Raw genomic sequence first — 21,174 nt, 5'->3', positions numbered from 1 at the left:
AGCGCTCTCATGTCATGAATTTATTGAATTATATGGGAGTTTAGCGGCTCTCGACAACCCGGGCAAAGACCAGCACGTCGACCTGGGCCGCCTTGGCGCGAAGCAAAGCGCGTGCGCAGGCATCCAGCGTCGCACCCGAGGTCAGGACGTCATCGACAAGGATGATGCGCCGGCCCTGAACCTCGGCCTGACGGTCGGGGGATACCTGGAATGCCCCCTGCACATTGGTGGCGCGCTGGGCCCGTGACAGGCCGATCTGCTGCTCGGTGGCGCGCACCCGGCGCAGCACCTCGCCGCGCACCCTGACCCCGCTCTGCCGCGCAATGATGTGCGCCAGCGCGCCGGACTGGTTGTAGCGGCGGCGCCAGGCCCGGCGCCAATGCAGGGGCACTGGCACCAGCATGTCGGCGCCGGCGAGCAGCTCGCCGCCCGCGCGCGCCATCCAGCGGCCCATGGCGGGCGCCAGATCGGTGCGGTCCTGGTATTTCAGCGCATGCACCAGCGTGCGCGCGACATCGTCATAGCGCACCGCCGCGCGTGCCCGCTGGTAGGCCGGCGGGCTCGCGATCGCCTCCATCGACAGCATGTCGGGGCCGGGATCATAGACGAAGGGAATGCCGAGCCGCGGGCAGTAAGGCCGCTCGATGAAGGACAGCCGCGACCAGCAGGCCGCGCACACGCCTTCACCATCGACCGGCTCGCGGCAGGACACGCACAGCGTCGGCAGCGCAATGTCGAGCGCAAGCCGCGCCGCACGCGACAGCACGTGGCGGCCGGCCGTCCATGCGGCACGGAAGGGTGCAGCGATGAAACGGGTGGGTGCGGCGTTGGCGTCCATGAGGGGAGGCTAGCGCCGCATGCACCGGATTGCCAGAACCGTCGTGATCGGCGTAACCAGCAGCATGGCTCAGAACCCGCAGACCCCACCCGCCTTGTTCGATCGTGCATTGCTGCATGCGCGGCAGCAGCGTGCGCAGGCGCAGGGGCCGGCCTCCTTTCTGCTCGATCGGGTCGCCGAGGACATGTCCGAGCGGCTGGCTGCGGTGATGCGCGAGTTTCATGCGCCGGCCGATCTCTGGACGCCCGGTGAGGGGCTCGCGGGGCTGCGGGCGCGGCTGCCTTCCATCCAACGGATCGCGCTCGATGACGCGGGTGCGGAGAAATTGCCGTTCGCGCCGGAAAGCCTCGATCTTGTCGTTTCCGCGCTGGCGCTGCAATTCGTCAACGATCTTCCCGGCGTGCTCGCGCAGGTTCGCCGCGCGTTGAAGCCGGACGGGCTGCTGCTCGCCGCGATGATCGGCGGCGACAGCCTGACCGAGTTACGCCAGGCCTTTGCCGCGGCTGAAGCTGAACGCGAAGGCGGCGTGTCGCCGCGCGTGGCGCCGTTCGCCGATCTGCGCGACATCGGCGCACTGTTGCAGCGGGCAGGCTTTGCGCTGCCCGTCACCGACGTCGATCGCGTCGTGGTACGCTATGGCAACGCGTTCGCGCTGATGCACGATATCCGCCGCATGGGCGCGGCCAATGTGCTGATCGAGCGGCGGCGTGCGCCGAGCCGGCGCGCGACGCTGCTGCGCATGGCTGAAATCTACGCCGAGCGCTTTGCCGATGCCGACGGCCGCATTCGCGCGACCTTCGACATCGTCTGGCTCTCCGGCTGGGCCCCGCATGCAAGCCAGCAGCAGCCGCTGAAGCCCGGTTCGGCCAAAGCGAGCCTGGCGGAGGCGGTGAAGAAGGCGGGGAAAGAGTAATCCTCATGGTAAGGGGGCGCGTCAGCGCCGTCTCGAACCATTGAGGCCCGGCTAGTGCCATGTGGCCATCCTTCGAGACGCCGCTTCGCGGCTCCTCAGGATGAGGCCCGGCCTCACATCAGCAAATCAATCAAATGCGGGATCAGCGGAATGTCCGCGGGCGGCATCGGATAGTCGCGCAGCTTGTTGGCGCGGACCCAAGCTAGCGTCTGGCCTTCGCGGGCTTCGACGATCCCTTCCCAGCGGCGGCAGATATAGAGCGGCATCAAGAGATGAAAGGTCTCGTAGCCGTAGCTCGCGAAGGTCAGCGGCGCCAGGCAGGGCTCGGCGACGGTGATGCCGAGCTCCTCGTTGAGCTCGCGGATCAGGCTCTGCTCCGGCCGCTCTTCGGGTTCACACTTGCCGCCGGGAAATTCCCAGAGGCCCGCGAGCGTCCTGCCCTCGGGACGCTGCGCGATCAGAACGCGCTTGTCGGCGTCGACGAGCGCGCACGCCACCACCAGTGTCAGTTTGAGGTCGGTCATCGGCTCCGCTTAAGACCTGTAGTCCCCGTTGATCGCGACATATTCCTTGGTGAGGTCGCAGGTCAGCACGCGGTCGCGACCCTTGCCGAGGCCGAGCGAGACCTTGATCGCGATCTCCGGAGCTTTCATCGCTTCCGACACCTGCGCCTCGTCGTAGGACGGATCGCGCGCGCCGCTCTTGGCGACGCGGATGCCGTTGAAGGAGATCGACAGCTTGTCGCGATCGGCCGGCTCGCCGGCCTTGCCCACGGCCATCACCACGCGGCCCCAATTGGCGTCCTCGCCTGCGATTGCGGTTTTCACCAGCGGCGAGTTGGCAATCGACATCGCGATCTTGCGTGCCGAGGCTTTGGTCTTGGCGCCCTCGACGGTGATCTCGACCAGCTTGCGCGCGCCTTCGCCGTCGCGGGCGACCTGCTCGGAGAGATTGGCGAGCACTTGGTTGAAGGCCTTGGTGAAGGCCTTCAGGCGCGGATCGCTGGCTCGGCTGATCTTTGGTGCACCGTGCTCGGCAGCGGCACCCGTCGCAAATGCCAGCAGCGTGTCCGAGGTCGAGGTGTCGCCGTCGATTGTGACCGCATTAAAAGTGTCCTCGACGCCGGCCTTGAGCAGCGCCTGGAGCGCAGCGGGCGCGATCGGCGCGTCGGTGAAGATGAAGGACAGCATCGTCGCCATGTCTGGGGCGATCATGCCGGCGCCCTTGGCCATGCCGTTGATGGTGACCTTGGCCTTGCCGAGCTTGACGGTCGCGGTCGCGACCTTGGGGAAGGTGTCGGTGGTCATGATCGCCTTGGCGGCGGCGAGGTAATCGCCGGCTTCTGCGGTCTCGGCAAGGCGTCCCAGCACGCCGTCGAACTTGGTCGCATCCAGCGGCTCGCCGATCACGCCGGTCGAGGCCAGGAAGATCTCGCCCTCGCTGCAGCCGACGGCCTTGGCCGCGATCTTCGCGGTCAGTGCGGTCGAGCCGCGGCCGGTCTTGCCGGTGAAGGCGTTGGCATTGCCGGAATTGACGACCAGCGCGCGGGCCTTGCCGCCCTTCAACCTGGCGCGGCACCATTCGACCGGCGCGGACGGGCATTTCGACTTTGTGAAGACGCCGGCCACCGCGGTGCCCTTGTCCATGATCGCCAGCAGCACGTCGGTGCGATTCTTGTAGCGGATGCCGGCCTCGGCCGTCGCGAGACGGACGCCCGCGATCACGGGCATGTCGGGAACGTTCTTCGGGGCGAGCGGGGAGACGGTTGAGGACATCGCGGGGGGCCTTGGTGAGGTCTGGATACGCAGATGGCCGGGCCTCCAGTGCGAAGACGTGCTGCGCACTTTAGGCCCGGCCATTGCGATGCTTAGATACTCTTGGCGTCACCGAAGTGACAGCAGATTTTTACTTCTTGGCCGGAGGAGCCATCTTGCTGTCGGAGGGCTTCGCCGCATCGGCCGGCTTGGCGTCTGCCGCCGGCTGGTCCGTCCGCTCGACCTTGGCTTCGGCACGCAGCTTGGCGACGTAGTCGGCCTGGGCCTTACGAGTGACGTACTGCTCGATCTGGGCCTTGACCTGCTCGAAGTCCGGCGCCTTGCGGTTACGCTTTTCTTCGACCTTGATGATGTGCCAGCCGAACTGCGACTTCACCGGATCGGAGATCTTGCCCGGCTCGAGCGTGAACGCGACGGCCGAGAATTCAGGCACCATCTGTTCCTTGGTAAAGAAGCCGAGGTCGCCGCCGTCGGCGGAGCCCGGATCCTTGGACTTCTTCTTGGCGAGCTCGGCGAAATCGGCGCCCTTGTCGAGCTCGGCCTTCACCGCCTTGGCCTCGTCCTCGGTCTCGACCAGGATGTGGCGGGCGCGCACTTCCTGCTCGCCGGTGATCTGCTTGGAGGCCTCCTCATAGACCTTCTTCATGGCGTCGTCGGTGGTGCCGGCCTTGCCTTCCTGGGCCAGCAGGCTGTCCATCAGCAGGCGGTTGCGGGCGAACGCCATCCGCTTCTTGAATTCCTCGCCGTCGGCGACCTTCTTGTCCTCGGCGGCCTTGGAGACGATTTTCATGTCGATCAGGAACGACAGGACGTTCTCGTCCTTGGTCGCCGGGTCCATCTGGGCGAGGCTCGGTCCGAGTTCCTCCTCGGCCATTGCGACGTCGCTCTTCTTGATTTCGGCGCCATTGACCTTCGCCAGGACCGGATCGTCGGCGGCCCGGAGCGGGCCCGCGAACGCCAGGGTCAGCGCCAGGGCCAGGCCTCCAGCCAGGGCAGACGCATGGCGGAAACGCAGGCCGGTGGTTACCGGGAACGAGGTGGTCATGGAAAATCCTTTTGTTGAAGCAGGGGGCTGCTCGAGCGGGGCGGACACTCGCCCAATTCAGGGGGGCTTGGCAACGCGAAAAGTCTGTCAAAATGATGAATTAGCCGCAATGCGGCCGCCGTTGACAAGGCCCTGACCGGGCCATATCTCTGCCCGGTCGCGACCATGGCGATGGCGTTTATTTTGCTGCGTTTTTGGCCGTTGAACCCTGACTTGCCCAATTCCCACCCATATGGCGGATGACCCCCGCAGTCCGGGCTCTGACGCCATCAGGCGTCACGGTGTGTTGATAGGCAAGCGGGTGACAACCTTTCGGCTGCAACGCGGTTAAATCGCGAACACAGGAACTAGGCATGATCGGCGCGCTCGCCCGCAAGTTTTTCGGCTCCGCCAACGACCGGCGGGTGAAGGGATACCAGTCCCGCGTCAGCGCGATCAACGCGCTGGAGGCAGAGGTCTCGGAGCTCTCCGACGAGGCGCTCAAGGCCCGCACGGTCGAGTTCAGGAAGCAGCTTGCCGAGGGCAAGACGCTCGACGACCTGCTGGTGCCTGCCTTCGCCACCGTGCGCGAGGCCGCCAAGCGCACGCTCGGCCAGCGCCATTTCGACGTCCAGCTGATCGGCGGCATGGTGCTGCACGAGGGCGACATCGCCGAGATGAAGACCGGCGAAGGCAAGACGCTGGTCGCGACGCTCGCCGTCTACCTCAACGCGCTCGCCGGCAAGGGCATCCACGTCGTCACCGTCAACGACTACCTCGCTCGCCGCGACTCCGGCTGGATGGGTCAGATCTATGGCTTCCTCGGCATGACCACGGGCGTGATCGTCCACGGCCTCGACGATTCCGAGCGCAAGGCGGCCTACGCCTGCGACATCACCTACGGCACCAACAACGAATACGGCTTCGACTATCTGCGCGACAACATGAAGTACCGGCTCGAGGACATGGTCCAGCGGCCGCACTTCTACGCCATCGTCGACGAAGTCGACTCCATCCTGATCGACGAGGCGCGCACGCCGTTAATCATCTCCGGCCCGCTCGACGACCGCTCGGACTTCTACAACACGATCGACGGCTTCCTGCCCAAGCTCGACAAGACCGACTACGAGGTCGACGAGAAGCAGCGCACCGTGACGCTCACCGAAGCCGGCATGGAGAAGATCGAGACGCTGCTGCGCGACGCCGGCCAGCTCAAGGGCGAGTCGCTCTACGACGTCGAGAACGTCTCGGTCGTGCACCACATCAACCAGGCCCTGCGCGCCCACACGCTGTTCACCCGCGACAAGGACTATATCGTCCGCGAGGACGAGGTCGTCATCATCGACGAGTTCACCGGACGCATGATGGCCGGCCGCCGCTATTCCGAAGGCCTGCATCAGGCGCTGGAAGCCAAGGAGCACGTCACGGTTCAGCCGGAAAACCAGACGCTGGCCTCGATCACCTTCCAGAACTATTTCCGGATGTATGAAAAGCTTGCCGGCATGACCGGCACGGCGTTGACCGAAGCCGACGAACTCTTTGACATCTACAAGCTCGAAGTCGTGGAGATCCCGACCAACGTGCCGGTCGGCCGCCTCGACGAGGACGACGAGGTCTATCGCACCCAGAAAGAAAAGTACCAGGCCATCCTCGCCGAGATCGAGCGGGCGAACGCCCGGCTCCAGCCGGTGCTGGTCGGCACCGCGTCGATCGAGAAGTCGGAGGTGCTTGCCGAATTCCTTAAATCAAACGGCTACAAGCAGATCGACTTCGGCAAGGAGAACGCGCTCGACAAGCTCTATGCCGCTGCCCGGGCCGGTAAGCCGGCCAAGCTGTTCGCGGTGCTGAACGCGCGCTTCCACGAGCAGGAAGCCTATATCGTGGCTGAAGCCGGCGTGCCCGGCGCGATCACGATCGCGACCAACATGGCCGGCCGCGGTACCGACATCAAGCTCGGCGGCTCGCTCGATATGCGCATCCCGAAGGAGACTGCGGGCATCGAGGACGAGGCCGAGAAAGCCAGGAAGATCGAGCAGATCAAGGCCGACGTCGAGCGTTTCCGCGACATCGTGCTCAAGGCGGAAGAGATCGTGGAGATCGAGCCGGCCAAGGGCTCCAAGCCCGCCAAGACGGTGACCAAGCCCGGCGGCCTCTACATCATGGGCTCCGAGCGGCATGAATCCCGCCGCATCGACAACCAGCTGCGCGGCCGTTCCGGCCGTCAGGGCGACCCCGGCCGCTCGAAGTTCTTCCTGTCGCTGGAAGACGATCTGATGCGCATCTTCGGCTCGGATCGTCTCGACAGCATGCTCCAGCGTCTCGGCCTGCAAGAGGGCGAGGCCATCATCCATCCCTGGATCAACAAGGCGCTGGAGAAGGCGCAGCAGAAGGTCGAAGCCCGCAACTTCGATATCCGCAAGAACCTCCTCAAGTTCGACAACGTCCAGAACGACCAGCGCAAGGTGATCTTCGACCAGCGCGTCGACCTGATGAAGGACGAGAGCGTCGCCGAAACCGTCACAGACATGCGTCATGCCTTCATCGACGATCTCGTCGCCAAGCATGTGCCCGAGCATGCCTATGCCGAGCAGTGGGATGTCGCCGGCCTCAAGGAAGAGCTGAGGCGCGTGCTCGATCTCGACCTGCCGGTCGACGACTGGGCCAAGGAAGAGGGCATCGCCGACGAGGAGCTGCTCAAGCGCATCGAGACCAAAGCCGACGAGCACATGGCAGCCAAGGTCGGGCAATGGGGCCCCGACGTGATGCGTTACGTCGAGAAGACCATCCTGCTGCAGACGCTCGACCATCTCTGGCGCGAGCACCTGATCATGCTCGATCATCTGCGCCAGGTCATCGGCTTGCGCGGTTACGGCCAGCGCGATCCGTTGCAGGAGTACAAGACCGAGGCCTTCAATCTCTTCCAGGAGATGAGCGCGCATCTGCGCGAGGCCGTCACGGCGCAGCTGATGCGGGTCGAGATCGTCCCGCCGGAGCAGGAAGCCCCGATGCTGCCCGCGATGGAAGCGCACAAGCTCAATCCCGACACCGGCGAGGACGAGATGGCGCTTGCCAGTGTCACGCTCGCCCCACAGGCCACCGACGCAGCGCTGCGCGACCCGAAGAACCCGGCCAGCTGGGGCAAGATCGGCCGCAACGAGGACTGCCCGTGCGGCTCAGGCAAGAAGTACAAGCACTGCCACGGGCGGTACGCGTAACCAAGGGCCGGTACGCCCTTCCCGCAGGGGTGCCCCGGCTTGGCCGGAGCACCCACGCCGCTGCTGCTCGAGTATATGCGCGGCCGTTAGCCGCCGGGCGGCACGTACTTGCCGCGCAGCTCGATTGCCTTTTGCCGAACCTGCATAATTTCGTCCTGCGTCCATAGACGCATGAGGTTCACATGGTGGATGGCACCGGATGCCACCACGGTACCGGAGATCGCCGGCGCTGCACTGGGGTCAGGCACGTCGAAGATGACCAGCACGCCAGGACCTTCGGCAGCGGTGCTGTACATCGAAACCAATTTGCCTCCCGCGGCTTCGATCAGAGTCTTGGCCGCTTCGTAGCGATTGGTCTTGGGATTCTCCATGATGCTGTTGAGCGATTTGGGCGTGTACTGTCCTGTCATACAGAAATGCATGCGACTTCTCCCCTCGGGAAGCGAGTGATGAATGCAGTGTATGCTGTCCACACGGCGCGATGAAAAAGCGTCAGCTCAAAAATATATCGAGCAAGGATTGCGAGCCCGCCGTGGGCAAATTGCCGCTAATGAACTGGCGGGCCTTCGGCACGACCCGATGGCGGCTGGACGGCAGTCTACGTCAGTCGCCGATCGAGTGGAAGCGCTTTGAGACGGTGCTCGAATGCCTTTGCATCGTGCCTGGCACGCGGCCCGACTCTCGATCTCGATTTCAATTCGAACTGTCGATCAAGCTCTCCAGCAGCCGCTTCAGCTCGCTCGTCGATTTGTCGCCGTAGCTCTCCAGGATGTGCTCTTCCTGGTCGACCGCGAGCGAGTTGAGCTTCTTGCACAGCACCTTGCCGCGGTCGGAGATGAACATCAGCACCTTGCGGCGGTCGTTGGGATCCTGCACGCGATAGACCAGCGTGTCGGAGACCATGCGGTCGATCATCTTGGTCAGCGTTGGGTGGTTGAGCAGCACGGCATCCGCAAGCTCGCCCATCGAATGGCCATCGCCGTCCGACAGCACTTTCAGGATGCGCCATTGCTCGACGGGAACCCTCTCCTTGCTCAACCGCAGTTCCAGCTGCCGGTTGATCTCCCGGTTGGCTTGCGCGAGCAGATAAGCGAGGTGTTCGGTGATTGGAGCGTTCGATTTTGCCACGGCTAAGACTTCGTCTTGACCCAAATGAGTGAATGTCTTGCAATCAATGCTGCTTCTATATGCACTTCAATTCTTGAATATTCAATATTTTCAAAATAGGATCATTGCCCAACAAAAGGGCGGAAGCCGCGGCCGCCTGCTCAATGTGCTTTCAGGTCTGGGACCAGACAGGAGTCGGCGTGCGCGCGACGGTAAACTTCCCGGCTCACGGCGGCCCGGCATTGCCGCCGTCGATGCTGCTCAGGAATCTGTCGTCATCGGCGGCTGATGCTGCGCTGTCGCCGGGCGACCATGCCTTCTTCAAACGTCGCGGCACGAACAAGCTTCGCATCGGAGGCTTCATCTGCTGCACCGGCTCGCCTGGGGTCTGGGGTCCGTGCGCGACCAACAGCGCGCAGCTCGCGGTCGCCGAAATCAACAAGCGCGACGGCATCCTTGGACGTGAGATCGAGCTGTCGATTTACGACGCCGGCGGGCCGCTCGACGAGATCTTGAACCGCGCCGAGCAGGCCATTGCCTTCGATGAGGTCGACCTGATCGTCGGGCTGCATACCAGCGCGGTCCGCGTCGGCCTGCGCGACGTCACCACGTGTCATCGCATTCCCTACATCTACACGCCCGTCTACGAGGGCGGCGAGCTGACGCCGGGCGTGATGGCGATCGGCGAAACGCCGCGCTGGCAGAGCCGCCCTTCGATCCACTGGCTGGCCGACGTCAAGAAAGCAGCGCGCTGGTACCTGATCGGCAGCGACTATGTCTGGCCGTGGCAATCGCATCGCGCGGTGAAGCGCTACATCAAGGAAACCGGCGGACGCGTCGTCGGCGAGGAGTTCGTCCCTCTCGGCGAGGACAACCACGAGTCGCATCTGGAGCGCATACGGGCGGCAAGACCGGACGTCGTCCTGATCTCTCTGATCGGCACCGACAGCATCACCTTCAACCGCGCCTTCGGCGAGTGCGGTCTCGCCGCGACGACGCTGCGGCTGGCCGGTGCGATGGATGAGACCGTGCTGCTCGGCATCGGCGCCGACAACAGCGAGAACATGTTCTGTGCCTCCGGCTATTTCCCCGGTGTCGGTTCGCGCGCCAATGATGATTTCCAGAGCCGTTATCGCCAGATGTTCGGACCGAACGCCGCGCCGATCGGCTCGGTCGGCCAGTCCAGCTATGAGGGCCTGCGCTTCCTTGAAGCCGTCGCGAACAAGGCCGGTTCGTTGGCGATGGGGCCGATGCTCGCGGCGGGGCGCAACATCGTTTACGGCGGCGCGCGGGGCCCAGTCGTCGTTCGCAACGGTCACGCCCGGATGCAGATGTATCTCGCCGAGGCCGATGGCCTCGACTTCAAGCTGATCAAGCCGGTCTGAGACACCAGCGACAATCCGGACACGCGCAAACGTAAAATAATACTTGAAAAGGAAAATATTTCCGTTTTGAATGTTTCGGCGAGGCCGATGGTGCGTGCGTCGTGCCGGGGCGGCCGCGCCCAACGTTCGTTCCAAGAAACTTCAGGAGAGCGCCGTGACAGTTGTCCTTCCCACACCAGCCCAACTCCGCAGCGTCGCCGAGCAGTGCGGCCTCGCGCTGACCGACGCCGACGTCGCCTCGTTCCGTGGCCTGATGCAGGGCTCGATCGATGCCTACAATCTCGTCGGCGCGATGCCGGACGAGGTGCCGGAGGTGAAATATCCGCGCACGCCCGGCTATCGCCCCTCACCCGAGGAGAATCCGCGCAACGCGTGGTACCGCAAATCGACCGTGAAGGGCGCTCCCAGCGGCAAGCTCAAGGGCAAGACCGTCGCTCTGAAAGACAACATCATGCTCGCCGGCGTGCCCATGATGAACGGTTCGACAACGCTCGAAGGTTACGTCCCCGATTTCGACGCCACCATCGTCACCCGCATGCTCGATGCCGGTGCCGAGATCGCCGGCAAGGTGCATTGCGAATCCTTCTGCATGTCCGGCGGCAGCCACACCAACGCGGTGGGAGCCGTCCATAATCCCCACAAGATGGGATATTCGGCCGGCGGCTCGTCCTCGGGCAGCGGTGTCGTCGTTGCGCTGGGTGAAGTCGACATGGCGATCGGCGGCGACCAGGGCGGCTCGATCCGCATGCCGTCCTCGTTCTGCGGCACCTACGGCATGAAGCCGACCTGGGGCCTGGTGCCCTACACCGGCATCATGCCGATCGAGATTTTCGTCGATCACACCGGCCCGATGACGGCGACCGTCGCCGACAACGCGCTGCTGCTCGAAGTGCTCGCCGGCGATGACGGCTACGATCCCCGCATCAAGGCGCCGAAGATCGAAGAATACACCAAGGCGCTCGGCCAGGGCGTGAAAGGCATGAAGATCGGCATGCTGAAGGAAGGCTTCGAGCAGGCGAATGCCGAGGCCGCCGTCAACGAAAGCGTTCGCGAGGCCGCCAAGCGTTTCAAGGATCTCGGCGCCACCGTCGAGATCGTCTCGATCCCGATGCACCTCGCCGGCCCCGCGATCTGGACGCCGATCGGCACCGAGGGCATGACCCAGACCATGATGTACGGCGACGGTTATGGTCTTAGCCGCGCCGATCTCTACTCGACCACGCTGATGGACTTCCATCGCGGCTGGCGGCGTCAGGCCGATTCGCTGTCCGAGACCACAAAGCTGTTTTTGATGCTGGGCACCTATATCAACAACACTTTTGGTCCCCGCTACTACGGCAAGGCGCTCAATATCTCGCGGCGCCTGACCGCAGCCTATGACAAGGCTTTCAAGGATTACGATCTGCTCTTGCTGCCGACGACGCCGATGAAGGCGACCAAGCTGCCGGAGCCGACGGCTAGCCGCGAAGACTACGTCGCCCGCGCGCTGGAGATGATCTCCAACACCGCGCCGTTCGACATCACCCATCATCCCGCGATGTCGCTGCCCTGTGGCATGGTCGACGGCCTGCCGGTCGGCCTGATGCTGGTCGGCCGCATGTTCGAGGAATCCACCATCTACCGCGCCGCGCACGCTTTCGAGCAGATCGGCGACTGGAAGAAGATGTGAGCGAGGCATTGATGCAGGCGGACGGAACAGCAGGGCGATTTCGAGCGAAGTGGATACCGGTTCGCGTCAAGAAAACGCATCAAAACGAGAATCCAGAGCCCCGTTCCGATTCCATCGGAACGGGAAGGGCTCTGCCGCATGACTAACGCGTTCGTCGCGGCGTTCGAAATCCTGAGCTTTGGCGCGATCATCGTCCTGATCGTGCTGGGGCTCGGGATCATTGCGAGCATGATGGGCATCTTCAACTTCGCGCAGGGCGAGTTCGTCCTGCTCGGGGCCTACATCACCTATCTCGCTTACGCCAAGGGCCTGCCGATCTGGACCGGCATGGTCGCAGCGCCGTTCCTGGTCGGCGCGCTCGGCTTCGTGCTGGAGGCGCTGATCATCCGCCGCTTCTACGCCGCGCCGATCGTGGCGATGCTTGGCACCTACGCGCTCGGCCTGATCATCCGCGAATCCGTGCGCGGCCTGATCGGCGGCTTCTATCTCACGGTGCCCGAGCCGATCGGCGGCTCGATCGATATCGGCTCCATGCACATTTCGGCGTGGCGCTTCACCATCATTGTCATCACGTTGCTGGTGATGGTGGGCTGCTATCTCCTGCTGTCGCGCACGAGCTTTGGTCTACGCATGCGCGCGACGCTGGAGAATCCGTCGCTGGCGCGCGCATCGGGCATCTCCACGCCCCTGATGTACGGCGCCACGTTTGCCTTTGGGTCGGCGCTCGCCGGCCTTGCCGGCGCACTGATTGTGCCGGTGTTCAGCCTCTACGCCGATCTCGGCATCCGCTTCCTGATCCAGGGCTTTGTCGCCGTCATGGTCGGCGGTGTCGGCTCCTTCATCGGCCCGGTCGCCGGCGCCGGTGTGATCGGCACGCTCAGCGCGGCGCTGCCCTGGGTCATGGCGCCCGTGGTCGCCGATGTCCTCGTTTTCGTTCTCGCCATTGCCTTCATCAAATTCCGGCCGCAGGGCCTCATCGCTGGAAAAGGGGTTTAATCACATGTTCGATCGCCAACTCTCACGCCGCCGCTTGCTGTCCAATTTCGCGTTCGCATCCGGTGCGGTCGCAACCGGGGTCGGCAGCTGGGTGGTCCCCGCGCCCTGGGCCAACGCGGCCGAAGCCCCGATCAAGGTCGGCATCGCCACCGATCTCACCGGTCCGATCGCCTACGCCGGCAATGCCGACGCCAATGTCGCCAAGATGGTGATCAAGGAGATCAACGCCTCGGGCGGTCTGCTCGGCCGGCCGCTCGAGCTCTACATCGAGGACACCGCATCGAACGAATCCGTCGCGGTCGGCAACGTGCGAAAACTGATCCAGCGCGACAAGGTCGACATGGTGCTCGGTGGCATCACCTCGTCGATGCGCAACGCGATCAAGGACCCGATCGTGGCGCGCGGCAAGACGCTCTACATCTATCCGCAGCTCTACGAAGGCAAGGAGTGCACGCCCTATCTGTTCTGCACCGGGCCGACGCCGGCGCAGCAGTGTGACGAATTCATCCCCTGGCTGATCAAGAACGGCGGCAAGAAATTCGCATTGCCGAGCGCCAATTATGTCTGGCCGCACACGCTCAACGTCTATGCCCGCAAGGTGATCGAAGCCAATGGCGGCGAGGTCGTGTTCGAGGAGTATTACCCGCTCGACCAGGTCGATTTCTCCGCGACCGTCAACCGCATCATCTCCAACAAGGTCGACGTCGTCTTCAACACCGTCATCCCGCCGGGTGTCGGCCCGTTCTTCAAGCAGCTCTATGAAGCCGGCTTCCTCAAGAACGGCGGCCGCTTGGCCTGCGTCTACTATGACGAGAACACGCTCAACATCAACCAGGCCGCCGAGATCGAGGGCCTCGCGAGCTGTCTCGACTATTTCAAGGTGCTAACCAAGGAGAACCCGTTCGACGCCAAGATCCAGGCGGCCTACGAGAAGGATTTTCCGGGCAACTTCCTGTTCGCTGCCGGCAGTGCCGCGACCGGCACCTATCGTGGCCTCAAGCTGTGGGAAGCGGCCGTCAAGGAAGCCGGCAAGATCGACCGCGACTCGGTTGCCGCCGCGCTCGACCACGCCAAGATCGCGGAAGGGCCGGGTGGACCGGCCGAGATGGTGCCGGGCAAGCGGCACTGCAAGATGAAGATGTACACCGCGGTCGCCAAGGCCGGGAACTACGAGATCGTCGGACGCAGCGACGGTCTCGTCGACCCCAAGGAATGCTGAGACTTTCTTCACCTCTCCCCGTTGGGGAGAGGTGCAGACACCGCCACAAGGTGCTTTAACTCGGAATACTGAAATCCATGGGTGCAGCTAAACAGGCCGTCCACGCCGACGTCGGGGATGAGACAGACGTTTCGGTGACGGAAAGCGCACCGATCAAGCGATCGTCGGTGCGAAAAGTCCTGCCGATCGTTGAGGGCGTGGTGCTTATCGCCGCGCTTCTCGCGCCGCTGGTGCTGCAGGATTACCTCACGGTGTTCGCAACGCGCGTGATCATCCTTGCGTTGTTTGCGCTGTCGTTCGATCTGGTGTGGGGCTATGCCGGCATCATGAGCTTTGGCCAGGCCCTGTTCTTCGGCTCGGCCGGCTACGGCGTCGCGCTGCTCGCGCGCGATCTGGACATCACCAACATCCTCCTGGTGCTCCCTGCGGGCACCATTATCGGCCTCACATTCGCGCTCCTGCTCGGCGGTTTCCTGCTGCTGGGCCGGCATCCCTCCAGCGTGATCTTCGTGTCGCTCGGCACGCTCACCGGCTCCTACGCCGCCGATCGGCTGGCGCGCGGCTGGTATTATCTCGGCGGCCAGAACGGCATTCCCTCGATCTCGTCGATGACGCTCGGTGGCTACGAATTCTCTGAGGGGCCGGCGTTCTACTATCTCGTGCTCGGCATCCTCGTCGTCGTCTACCTGCTCTGCCGCTTCCTGGTGCGCTCGCAGTTTGGCCTCGCGCTGGCAGGCTTGCGTGAGAACGAGCAGCGCATCGCCTTCTTCGGCTACAAGGCGCAGCACCTCAAGGCGATCATCTTTGCGATCGGCGGCGCCATCGCCGGCCTTGCCGGCAGTCTCTATGCCTTCCACGAGGGCTTTGTGTGGCCCAACATGGTCGGCGTCGTCGTCTCGACGCAGGTCGTGCTCTACGTGCTGTTCGGCGGCTCCGGCACGCTGATTGGCGCCGTCATCGGCGCCGTCATCGTCGAGGGCGTCAGCTTCTGGCTGTCGGACAATTATCGCGACATCTGGCCGATCATTTTGGGATTGTTGCTGCTGCTCGTGATCCTGTTCCGGCCGCTCGGCCTGATCAGTTTTGTCCTCGGCGAACGCGAGCGCGTCGGCAGCTTCGGTGCTACACGCAAGGAGAAGCAAAATGCTCCTTGAGGCCGCGGGCATCTCAAAAATATTCGGCAAGCTCACTGCGCTCGACGGCGCCGCGCTGACCGTCGGCGAGAACGAGTTTCACGGTCTGATCGGCCCGAACGGCTCCGGCAAGAGCACGCTGATGAAGTGCATCGCCGGCGCCGAGGTGCCCACGCAAGGCAAGGTGAGCTTCGTCAATGCCGACATCACCTCGTTCACGCCGACCGAGCGTGCTCGGGCCGGCATGAGCCTGAAATTCCAGATCACGAGCGTGCTGCCGTCGTTGACGCTGTACGACAACATCCTGCTCGCGCTGCAGGCGCAGTCCTCGCTGCTCGACCTCGTTTTTTCGTGCACGCGCGGGCTGCTGCATGATCAGGTCATGACCATGCTGACGCAATTCCGTCTTGCCGAGCGCGCCTTTGATGCGGCGGCCGCTCTGTCGCATGGCCAGCAGCAATGGCTGGAGATCGCGATGGCGCTCGCGGGCAAACCCAAGCTCCTTTTGCTCGACGAGCCGACCGGCGGCATGAGCCTGGAGGAGCGCCGCGTCACCGGCGAATTGCTGCAGCCGATCAAAAAACATTGCTCGCTCGTCATCGTCGAGCACGACCTCGATTTCATCCGCGACATCTGCGATCGGTTGACCGTGCTCGACCAGGGCAAGGTGCTGGCATCTGGCACCGTGTCCGAGATCCAGGCCAACAAATCCGTCCAGGAGATTTATCTGCGCCGTGCCTGAATTTTTGGACATCAAGCATCTCGACGCCGGCTATGGCCGCAGCCAGGTCCTGTTCGACGTCAACCTCGGCATTCCCTGGCGCGGCGGGGTCGCGGTGCTCGGGCGCAACGGCGCCGGCAAGACCACGCTGATGAAGACCATCGTCGGCGAGCTGCCGACGTGGAGGGGTGAGGTCGGCTTCGACGGACGCGATATCAGCCGCAGGCGGCCTGAGGAGCGTGTTCGCGCCGGCATCGGCTACGTGCCGCAGGAGCACTCGGTGTTCGCGCGCCTGTCGGTGCGCGACAATCTCGCGGTCGGCTCGCTGTTCAACAAGGACGCCACCGCGGTCGACCGCGTGCTGGCCATCTTCCCGAAACTCGGCCAGCGCCTCGACCAGCCCGCCGGCACGCTGTCCGGCGGCGAGCGCAAGATGCTCGCCATCGGGCGCGCCATGCTGGGCGATCCGAAATTGCTGCTGCTGGACGAGCCGACCGAAGGCGTCTGGATCGGCGTGATCGAGGAGATCACCGAGCGCCTGATCGAGCTCGCCAGGAATATCGCCGTCATCATCGTCGAGCAGCACCTCGACCTCGCACTCCGCGTCGCGGATTATGCCTACGTGCTCGATCGCGGAAGAGTCGCGCTGCAAGGCGCGGCGGGCGAGGTGAGGGGCAATCCGGAGCTGATGCGCTATCTGGCGCCGTAGGAGTTGCAGGCGGAACGCTCGCCTACTTGACCGCGCCAAACCGGCTGTCGAACGAGTTCGACGACACCACCGGTGCCGCACCGGCCATCTGCGTGCCGTCACCCGCACCATCGTTCACCGACGGTTTTAGCGCGGGCCGCGTTGCCGCGACCTTGGTCTCGGCGGGCTTGGCCGGCTCGGCGGATTTGGTGCCAACTGCCGGCTTGTCCTTCGAGGCATCGTGGTGGCCCGGCACGAAGCGCGTCACTGCGGCCTTCAGCCTGGAGGCCGTGCTCGGCGTGGCGGGCGCCGGGGTCACCGACGCGGTTGCTTGCGGCGGCGACGTGGTCGCTGTGGTGTCGGCGCTGCCGAGGCCCATCTTGCGGCCGAGGTTGGAGAAGAAGCCGCCTGATTTCTCGGCCGAGGCGACGCGGGTGTTGGTCGCGGGTGCCGCGACCGCAACGACCGGCTCTTCCCGCGGCGCGGTCGCGGCGGGCTCGAGATTCGGTTTCGGCGGGTTGACGGTGCCGGGGATGGTGCCCGGCGCCTTCGACATCGCCAGCATCTGCAGCGTATTGCCTTCGGCGCCCTCCGACAGGCCGGTCGAGCCTTCCGGAATCTTGGAAGCGAAGACCTTGTTCATGCCGCCGTCGATGCCGGTGTTCATGCGTGCCACCGGCGTGCCCTTGGCGACGAGCTTGTTGTACTCGGCTTCGTCGCGCTGCTCTTTCTCGCGCACGGCGCTGGCGATGTCTTCGGGGATGACATAGGCCGGGCACTTCGCCGAAGCGTCGAACACGGGATCCCGCTTGGCATCGGGTGCCTTGGCGGCGTCGAACACATACTTCTTCTCGCAGAAGTCGACCTTCGGCTCCTGTCGTGTCACCTCGAAATGATCATAGCCTTCCTTGATCATCTTCCAGAAGGCCATGTTCGGATTGTTGCGGTGCTTGGCCATGTTCACCGGCGTCATCTTGAAAGGATACGCCTGGAACTGGAACGCCTTCTGGCCGCCGAAGAACGACTCGCGCCCCAACGAATAGATCTCCGCGATCTGCTCGTCCGTCATCGCGTAGCAGCCGCGCGACGAGCAATCGCCGTGCACCATCAGCTGCGAGCCGGTGCGGCCGAGCGCCTTGTCGAACGCGTTGGGGAAGCCGGTGTTGAACGACAGGTAATAGGCCGACTGCGGATTCATCTGGCTCGGGTTGATCGAGTAGAATCCTTCCGGCGCCTGGCGGTCGCCTTCGCGCACCTTCGGGCCGAGATCGCCCGACCAGCGGCAGATCGGGTAGGTCTTGAGCAGCGCGAACTGTCCGGAGCGGGTCTGCTTCCAGATCTCGAGCTCGGCTTCCTGCTTGAACAGGCGGATCAGGATCGGCGATTGCAGATCCATGTCCTTCTCGCCCATCGCGGCGACGAGCTTTGGCGAGACCGGCTGGTTGGCCTTGGCGTTGGTCGCGAGCGAGACCTGGTCGGTGTCGCAGCCGGCCAGCACAATGCTGGCGGCAAGCGCGACCGAAGCCAAAAGCGCACGGGCAAGCGAACGAGAATTCAAGATGGACCCCACAACGTGCCGGGCAAGGAGCGCGAACCCCGATCTTTGGAGCATGGCCTGACCGGAACTCCGGACTTAATTCAGACCAAGCCCCAGCGCTTATGCCCTGAAGCCATTGATTAAAATTCTAACCTCCGCACCGAGGGGTCGCAACCCGACCGGGGATCACGAGCCCGTTGGCGAGGCGGCGTGGTCAACAGAGACTTAAACTGGGTCGGAACTTGGGACTCAATTGGGCTTTGCAGCCGAATCAGGACTGAGATCGCTGATTTGGGCAAAAAAAGGGTTAATGCGGGGTTACCGGGGCCTCTTCACCTCTCCCGCTTGCGGGAGAGGTCGGCGCGAAGCGCCGGGTGAGGGTTCTATCCTCTGGGGGAGTGTCCCGTTGTTGAGACACCCTCTCCCCAGCCCTCCCCCGCAAGCGGGGGAGAGAGCGCACCGGTGGTGCGGCCCAAATCCGTCCGAATCAGCCCAGTTTCCGGCCGATATCGAGGAATTTCTGCCGGCGCTGCTTGCGGATGGCGTCGCCGTCCAGGCCGCGCATCTCATCGAAGGCCTTGGCGATGGCATCGCCCGTGGTGGCGATCATGGCGGCGGGGTCGCGATGGGCGCCGCCGACCGGCTCCTTCAAAATGCTGTCGATCACCCCGAAGCGGAGCATGTCCTGGGCGGTGATCTTCATGCTGTTGGCGGCTTCCTGCGCCTTGCTGCCGTCGCGCCAGAGGATGGAGGAGGCGGCCTCGGGCGAGATCACGCTGTAGATTGCGTGCTCCAGCATCAACACCTTGTTGGCGGTGGTGATGGCGATGGCGCCGCCCGACATGCCCTCGCCGGTGATGATGGCGACGTTCGGCACGGTCAGCGCCATGCAGGCATCGGTCGAGCGCGCGATGGCTTCTGCCTGGCCGCGCTCCTCGGCTCCGATGCCGGGGTAGGCGCCGGCGGAATCGGCGAGCGACAGCACGGGCAGGCCGAACCGCTCGGCCATCTCCATCAGCCGCACGCATTTGCGATAGCCCTCCGGCCGCGCCATGCCGAAATTGTGCTTGATGCGACTCTCGGTGGAATCGCCCTTTTCCTGGCCCATCACGCAGATGGCTTCGCCGCGGAAACGGCCGAAGCCCGCGACCAGCGCCTCGTCCTCGCCGAACTTGCGGTCGCCCGCGAGCGGGGTGAATTCGGTGATCAGGCCCTTGATGAAGTCGTTGAAATGCGGCCGCTGCGGATGCCGCGCCACCAGCGTCTTCTGCCACGGCGTCAGGTTCTGATAGAGGTCGGCCAGCGCCTGCGCCGCCTTGTCTTCGATCCGGCCGATTTCCTCCGCGATGTCGGTGCCGGAGGCAGCTAACGTCCTGAGCTCGTCGACCTTGGAGTCAAGCTCGGCGACAGGCTTTTCGAAGTCGAGATAGCTGCGCATCTGGTCTGGCATCAACTCAATATAGAGGGGCGGGGCGAGAGAGCGAAACGAGGTTGGCTTCTCGGAAAGAAGTGTAGCTTCTTCAAGGGGTTGATCTGTGCCCTCCCGGGAGCGCGCCAAATCACGAATGAGGCCACGGCTCTTTCTGCGGAGATGTGGCCGAAGTCAAGGCGGTTTCGGTTGTCGTCCCGATTAAGGATCTCGTGTCCCGGACGCGCTGCAGCGCTTCTATAGCGCTGCTGCGCAGAGCCGGGACCCAGCAAGCGGCATGGGCCCCGGCTCTGCGTCGCACCGTTTCACGCTGCGCCGCGTCCGGGGCACGAGACCTCCTCACTTTTCCGCCAGCGGGTGCAGGTCGCGCACCAGGCTCTTCAGGCGCTCCTCGACCACATGGGTATAGATCTGGGTCGTCGAGATGTCGGTATGGCCGAGCAGGGTCTGCACGATGCGCAAATCGGCGCCGTTGTGCAGCAGGTGGCTGGCAAACGCGTGCCGCAGCACGTGCGGGGAGACCAACTGGGCTTGAAGCCCCGAGGCGACCGCGAGCTCCTTCAAGTCGCGGGCAAAATGCTGCCGCGTCAGATGTCCGCTCTCGCCGAACGAGGGGAACAGCCATTTCGTGGCGGCGACGCTGCCCCTATTCTTATTCTCGCCCTTCGCCGCTTCCGTCGCCGCGAGATAATCCGCCATCGCCTGTCGCGAGGCCTCGTTCAGCGGCACTAGGCGTTCCTTGTCGCCCTTGCCGCGCACCACGATCATGCGGGCATCGCGTTTTGCCGCCGTGCGCGGCAGCGACACCAGCTCGGAGACACGCAGGCCCGTGGCGTAGAGCACCTCGAGCAGGCAATAGAGCCGCAAAGCGCGCAGCCGCTGCGAGGGCGAAGCATCTGCTGCCTCGCTCGTCTCCTTGGCGCGGCGGAGCATGCGGTCGACATCGGCGATCGACAGCACCTTTGGCAGGCCGCGGCCGCGCTTGGGCCCGGACAGGATCGCCGCGGGATCTTCGGCTCTGATGCGCTCGTTCAGGAGAAAGCGGAACAGGTGCCGCATCGCCGACAGCCGCCGCGCGACGCTGGAGGATTTGAAGCCGCGCGCGTCGAGATCGCCAAGATAGTCGCGCAGGACTTGCGTTTCGGCGTCCGCAAATGTGTGGCCGACACGGCCGAGAAACTCGGAGAAATCGGTGAGGTCGCGGCGGTAGGCGTCGAGCGTGTTGAGGCCGGCACCCTGTTCCGCCGCGAGCATGTCGAGGAACAGGCCGGTGAGCTTGGTATTGGTATCTGAGGACTTGCTGGCGGACGGTTTGCGCATGCCCCGGAGGCTAGCTCCTATTTCTTGAGAAACTTATCCGGTGGGATCGTCACCGTCATTTCCCGCGACTTCGGATTGACGAAGTTGGCCAGCGCGAAAACCGCGCCATAGACGATGCCGGCGATCACGGCGACGACCGTCAGGAAGCGGAACAGGCTGGGCATCGGGAAAGGTCTCGGGCGTCCAAATTAACCAATGAAATCAT

The 21,174-nt window shown here is 64.1% G+C and carries 19 protein-coding genes; 9 read left to right on the top strand and 10 right to left on the bottom strand.

The window, feature by feature from the left end; translation table 11 throughout:
• Positions 1-40: 40 nt before the first annotated feature.
• Entirely contained in the window at positions 41-838 is a 798-nt protein-coding gene (locus YUA_RS0126340) for a ComF family protein (protein WP_027533401.1), read from the bottom strand.
• A gap of 64 nt (positions 839-902) precedes the next feature.
• Between YUA_RS0126340 and YUA_RS0126335 the strand changes: the two genes are divergently transcribed.
• Positions 903-1,751, top strand: a complete 849-nt coding sequence (locus YUA_RS0126335) for a methyltransferase domain-containing protein (protein WP_035971917.1) — start codon at positions 903-905, stop codon at positions 1,749-1,751.
• A 113-nt stretch (positions 1,752-1,864) separates the two neighbouring features.
• On the opposite strand, the gene YUA_RS0126330 is transcribed toward YUA_RS0126335, so the two are convergent.
• From YUA_RS0126330 to YUA_RS0126320, 3 genes are all read right to left on the bottom strand, one after another.
• Positions 1,865-2,275: a (deoxy)nucleoside triphosphate pyrophosphohydrolase gene (locus YUA_RS0126330; protein WP_027533399.1), complete on the bottom strand. Its 411-nt coding sequence runs from the start codon at positions 2,273-2,275 to the stop codon at positions 1,865-1,867.
• Positions 2,276-2,284: 9 nt separating this feature from the next.
• Positions 2,285-3,526: a bifunctional glutamate N-acetyltransferase/amino-acid acetyltransferase ArgJ gene (gene argJ, locus YUA_RS0126325; RefSeq protein ID WP_027533398.1), complete on the bottom strand. Its 1,242-nt coding sequence runs from the start codon at positions 3,524-3,526 to the stop codon at positions 2,285-2,287.
• 130 nt (positions 3,527-3,656) lie between these two features.
• Positions 3,657-4,571, bottom strand: a complete 915-nt coding sequence (locus tag YUA_RS0126320) for a peptidylprolyl isomerase (protein WP_027533397.1) — start codon at positions 4,569-4,571, stop codon at positions 3,657-3,659.
• 353 nt (positions 4,572-4,924) lie between these two features.
• On the opposite strand from YUA_RS0126320, the gene secA reads away from it, so the two are divergent.
• Positions 4,925-7,765 (top strand): preprotein translocase subunit SecA, encoded by a 2,841-nt coding sequence (gene secA, locus YUA_RS0126315; protein WP_027533396.1) that lies wholly within the window; start codon positions 4,925-4,927, stop codon positions 7,763-7,765.
• A gap of 86 nt (positions 7,766-7,851) precedes the next feature.
• Here the strand turns inward: secA and YUA_RS0126310 are convergent, their stop codons facing one another.
• Together YUA_RS0126310 and YUA_RS0126305 are read right to left on the bottom strand one after the other, a co-directional pair.
• Positions 7,852-8,187, bottom strand: a complete 336-nt coding sequence (locus tag YUA_RS0126310; RefSeq protein ID WP_027533395.1) for a GYD domain-containing protein — start codon at positions 8,185-8,187, stop codon at positions 7,852-7,854.
• A gap of 271 nt (positions 8,188-8,458) precedes the next feature.
• Positions 8,459-8,893, bottom strand: coding sequence for a MarR family winged helix-turn-helix transcriptional regulator (locus tag YUA_RS0126305; RefSeq protein WP_027533394.1), 435 nt, complete (start codon positions 8,891-8,893; stop codon positions 8,459-8,461).
• 179 nt (positions 8,894-9,072) lie between these two features.
• On the opposite strand from YUA_RS0126305, the gene YUA_RS0126300 reads away from it, so the two are divergent.
• From YUA_RS0126300 to YUA_RS0126270, 7 genes are all read left to right on the top strand, one after another.
• Complete coding sequence (locus YUA_RS0126300; protein WP_027533393.1) at positions 9,073-10,257, top strand: substrate-binding domain-containing protein; 1,185 nt, start codon at positions 9,073-9,075, stop codon at positions 10,255-10,257.
• A gap of 154 nt (positions 10,258-10,411) precedes the next feature.
• Positions 10,412-11,926, top strand: coding sequence for an amidase (locus YUA_RS0126295; protein ID WP_027533392.1), 1,515 nt, complete (start codon positions 10,412-10,414; stop codon positions 11,924-11,926).
• A 138-nt stretch (positions 11,927-12,064) separates the two neighbouring features.
• Complete coding sequence (locus YUA_RS0126290; protein ID WP_027533391.1) at positions 12,065-12,922, top strand: branched-chain amino acid ABC transporter permease; 858 nt, start codon at positions 12,065-12,067, stop codon at positions 12,920-12,922.
• 4 nt (positions 12,923-12,926) lie between these two features.
• Positions 12,927-14,141: a substrate-binding protein gene (locus tag YUA_RS0126285; protein WP_027533390.1), complete on the top strand. Its 1,215-nt coding sequence runs from the start codon at positions 12,927-12,929 to the stop codon at positions 14,139-14,141.
• A 65-nt stretch (positions 14,142-14,206) separates the two neighbouring features.
• Positions 14,207-15,295, top strand: a complete 1,089-nt coding sequence (locus YUA_RS0126280) for a branched-chain amino acid ABC transporter permease (protein ID WP_027533389.1) — start codon at positions 14,207-14,209, stop codon at positions 15,293-15,295.
• Positions 15,285-16,016: an ABC transporter ATP-binding protein gene (locus YUA_RS0126275; RefSeq protein WP_027533388.1), complete on the top strand. Its 732-nt coding sequence runs from the start codon at positions 15,285-15,287 to the stop codon at positions 16,014-16,016. The genes YUA_RS0126280 and YUA_RS0126275 overlap by 11 nt, the downstream gene beginning before the upstream one ends.
• Positions 16,009-16,704, top strand: coding sequence for an ABC transporter ATP-binding protein (locus YUA_RS0126270; RefSeq protein WP_027533387.1), 696 nt, complete (start codon positions 16,009-16,011; stop codon positions 16,702-16,704). The genes YUA_RS0126275 and YUA_RS0126270 overlap by 8 nt, the downstream gene beginning before the upstream one ends.
• Positions 16,705-16,726: 22 nt before the next feature.
• Here YUA_RS0126270 and YUA_RS0126265 read toward each other — a convergent pair whose 3' ends face one another.
• The 4 genes from YUA_RS0126265 to YUA_RS45020 all read right to left on the bottom strand — a co-directional run bounded on the left by YUA_RS0126265 (position 16,727) and on the right by YUA_RS45020 (position 21,133).
• A complete protein-coding gene (locus YUA_RS0126265; protein ID WP_245285257.1) occupies positions 16,727-18,241 on the bottom strand; it encodes a murein L,D-transpeptidase family protein in 1,515 nt (504 codons plus the stop codon).
• Between the two features lie 466 nt (positions 18,242-18,707).
• Positions 18,708-19,670 carry an acetyl-CoA carboxylase carboxyltransferase subunit alpha gene (locus YUA_RS0126260; protein ID WP_027533385.1) on the bottom strand — a complete coding sequence of 321 codons (963 nt, stop codon included), beginning with the start codon at positions 19,668-19,670 and terminating at the stop codon, positions 18,708-18,710.
• 318 nt (positions 19,671-19,988) lie between these two features.
• A complete protein-coding gene (xerD, locus tag YUA_RS0126255; protein WP_027533384.1) occupies positions 19,989-20,969 on the bottom strand; it encodes a site-specific tyrosine recombinase XerD in 981 nt (326 codons plus the stop codon).
• Positions 20,970-20,986: 17 nt separating this feature from the next.
• Positions 20,987-21,133, bottom strand: coding sequence for a hypothetical protein (locus tag YUA_RS45020; RefSeq protein WP_035971915.1), 147 nt, complete (start codon positions 21,131-21,133; stop codon positions 20,987-20,989).
• Positions 21,134-21,174 lie beyond the last annotated feature (41 nt).

Origin of the sequence: Bradyrhizobium sp. WSM3983 (assembly GCF_000473045.1) — a bacterium.
Lineage (GTDB): Bacteria > Pseudomonadota > Alphaproteobacteria > Rhizobiales > Xanthobacteraceae > Bradyrhizobium.
This window is presented reverse-complemented; position numbering and strand designations above follow the sequence as displayed.

Excerpts from the sequence above, each read along its gene's own strand:
- secA (WP_027533396.1), top strand. The coding sequence starts at position 4,925 with ATGATCGGCGCGCTCGCCCGCAAGTTTTTCGGCTCCGCCAACGACCGG.
- YUA_RS0126330 (WP_027533399.1), bottom strand. The coding sequence starts at position 2,275 with ATGACCGACCTCAAACTGACACTGGTGGTGGCGTGCGCGCTCGTCGAC.
- YUA_RS0126285 (WP_027533390.1), top strand. The coding sequence starts at position 12,927 with ATGTTCGATCGCCAACTCTCACGCCGCCGCTTGCTGTCCAATTTCGCG.
- YUA_RS45020 (WP_035971915.1), bottom strand. The coding sequence starts at position 21,133 with ATGCCCAGCCTGTTCCGCTTCCTGACGGTCGTCGCCGTGATCGCCGGC.
- YUA_RS0126290 (WP_027533391.1), top strand. The coding sequence starts at position 12,065 with ATGACTAACGCGTTCGTCGCGGCGTTCGAAATCCTGAGCTTTGGCGCG.
- xerD (WP_027533384.1), bottom strand. The coding sequence starts at position 20,969 with ATGCGCAAACCGTCCGCCAGCAAGTCCTCAGATACCAATACCAAGCTC.
- YUA_RS0126335 (WP_035971917.1), top strand. The coding sequence starts at position 903 with ATGGCTCAGAACCCGCAGACCCCACCCGCCTTGTTCGATCGTGCATTG.
- YUA_RS0126310 (WP_027533395.1), bottom strand. The coding sequence starts at position 8,187 with ATGCATTTCTGTATGACAGGACAGTACACGCCCAAATCGCTCAACAGC.
- YUA_RS0126340 (WP_027533401.1), bottom strand. The coding sequence starts at position 838 with ATGGACGCCAACGCCGCACCCACCCGTTTCATCGCTGCACCCTTCCGT.
- YUA_RS0126260 (WP_027533385.1), bottom strand. The coding sequence starts at position 19,670 with ATGCCAGACCAGATGCGCAGCTATCTCGACTTCGAAAAGCCTGTCGCC.
- YUA_RS0126275 (WP_027533388.1), top strand. The coding sequence starts at position 15,285 with ATGCTCCTTGAGGCCGCGGGCATCTCAAAAATATTCGGCAAGCTCACT.
- argJ (WP_027533398.1), bottom strand. The coding sequence starts at position 3,526 with ATGTCCTCAACCGTCTCCCCGCTCGCCCCGAAGAACGTTCCCGACATG.
- YUA_RS0126320 (WP_027533397.1), bottom strand. The coding sequence starts at position 4,571 with ATGACCACCTCGTTCCCGGTAACCACCGGCCTGCGTTTCCGCCATGCG.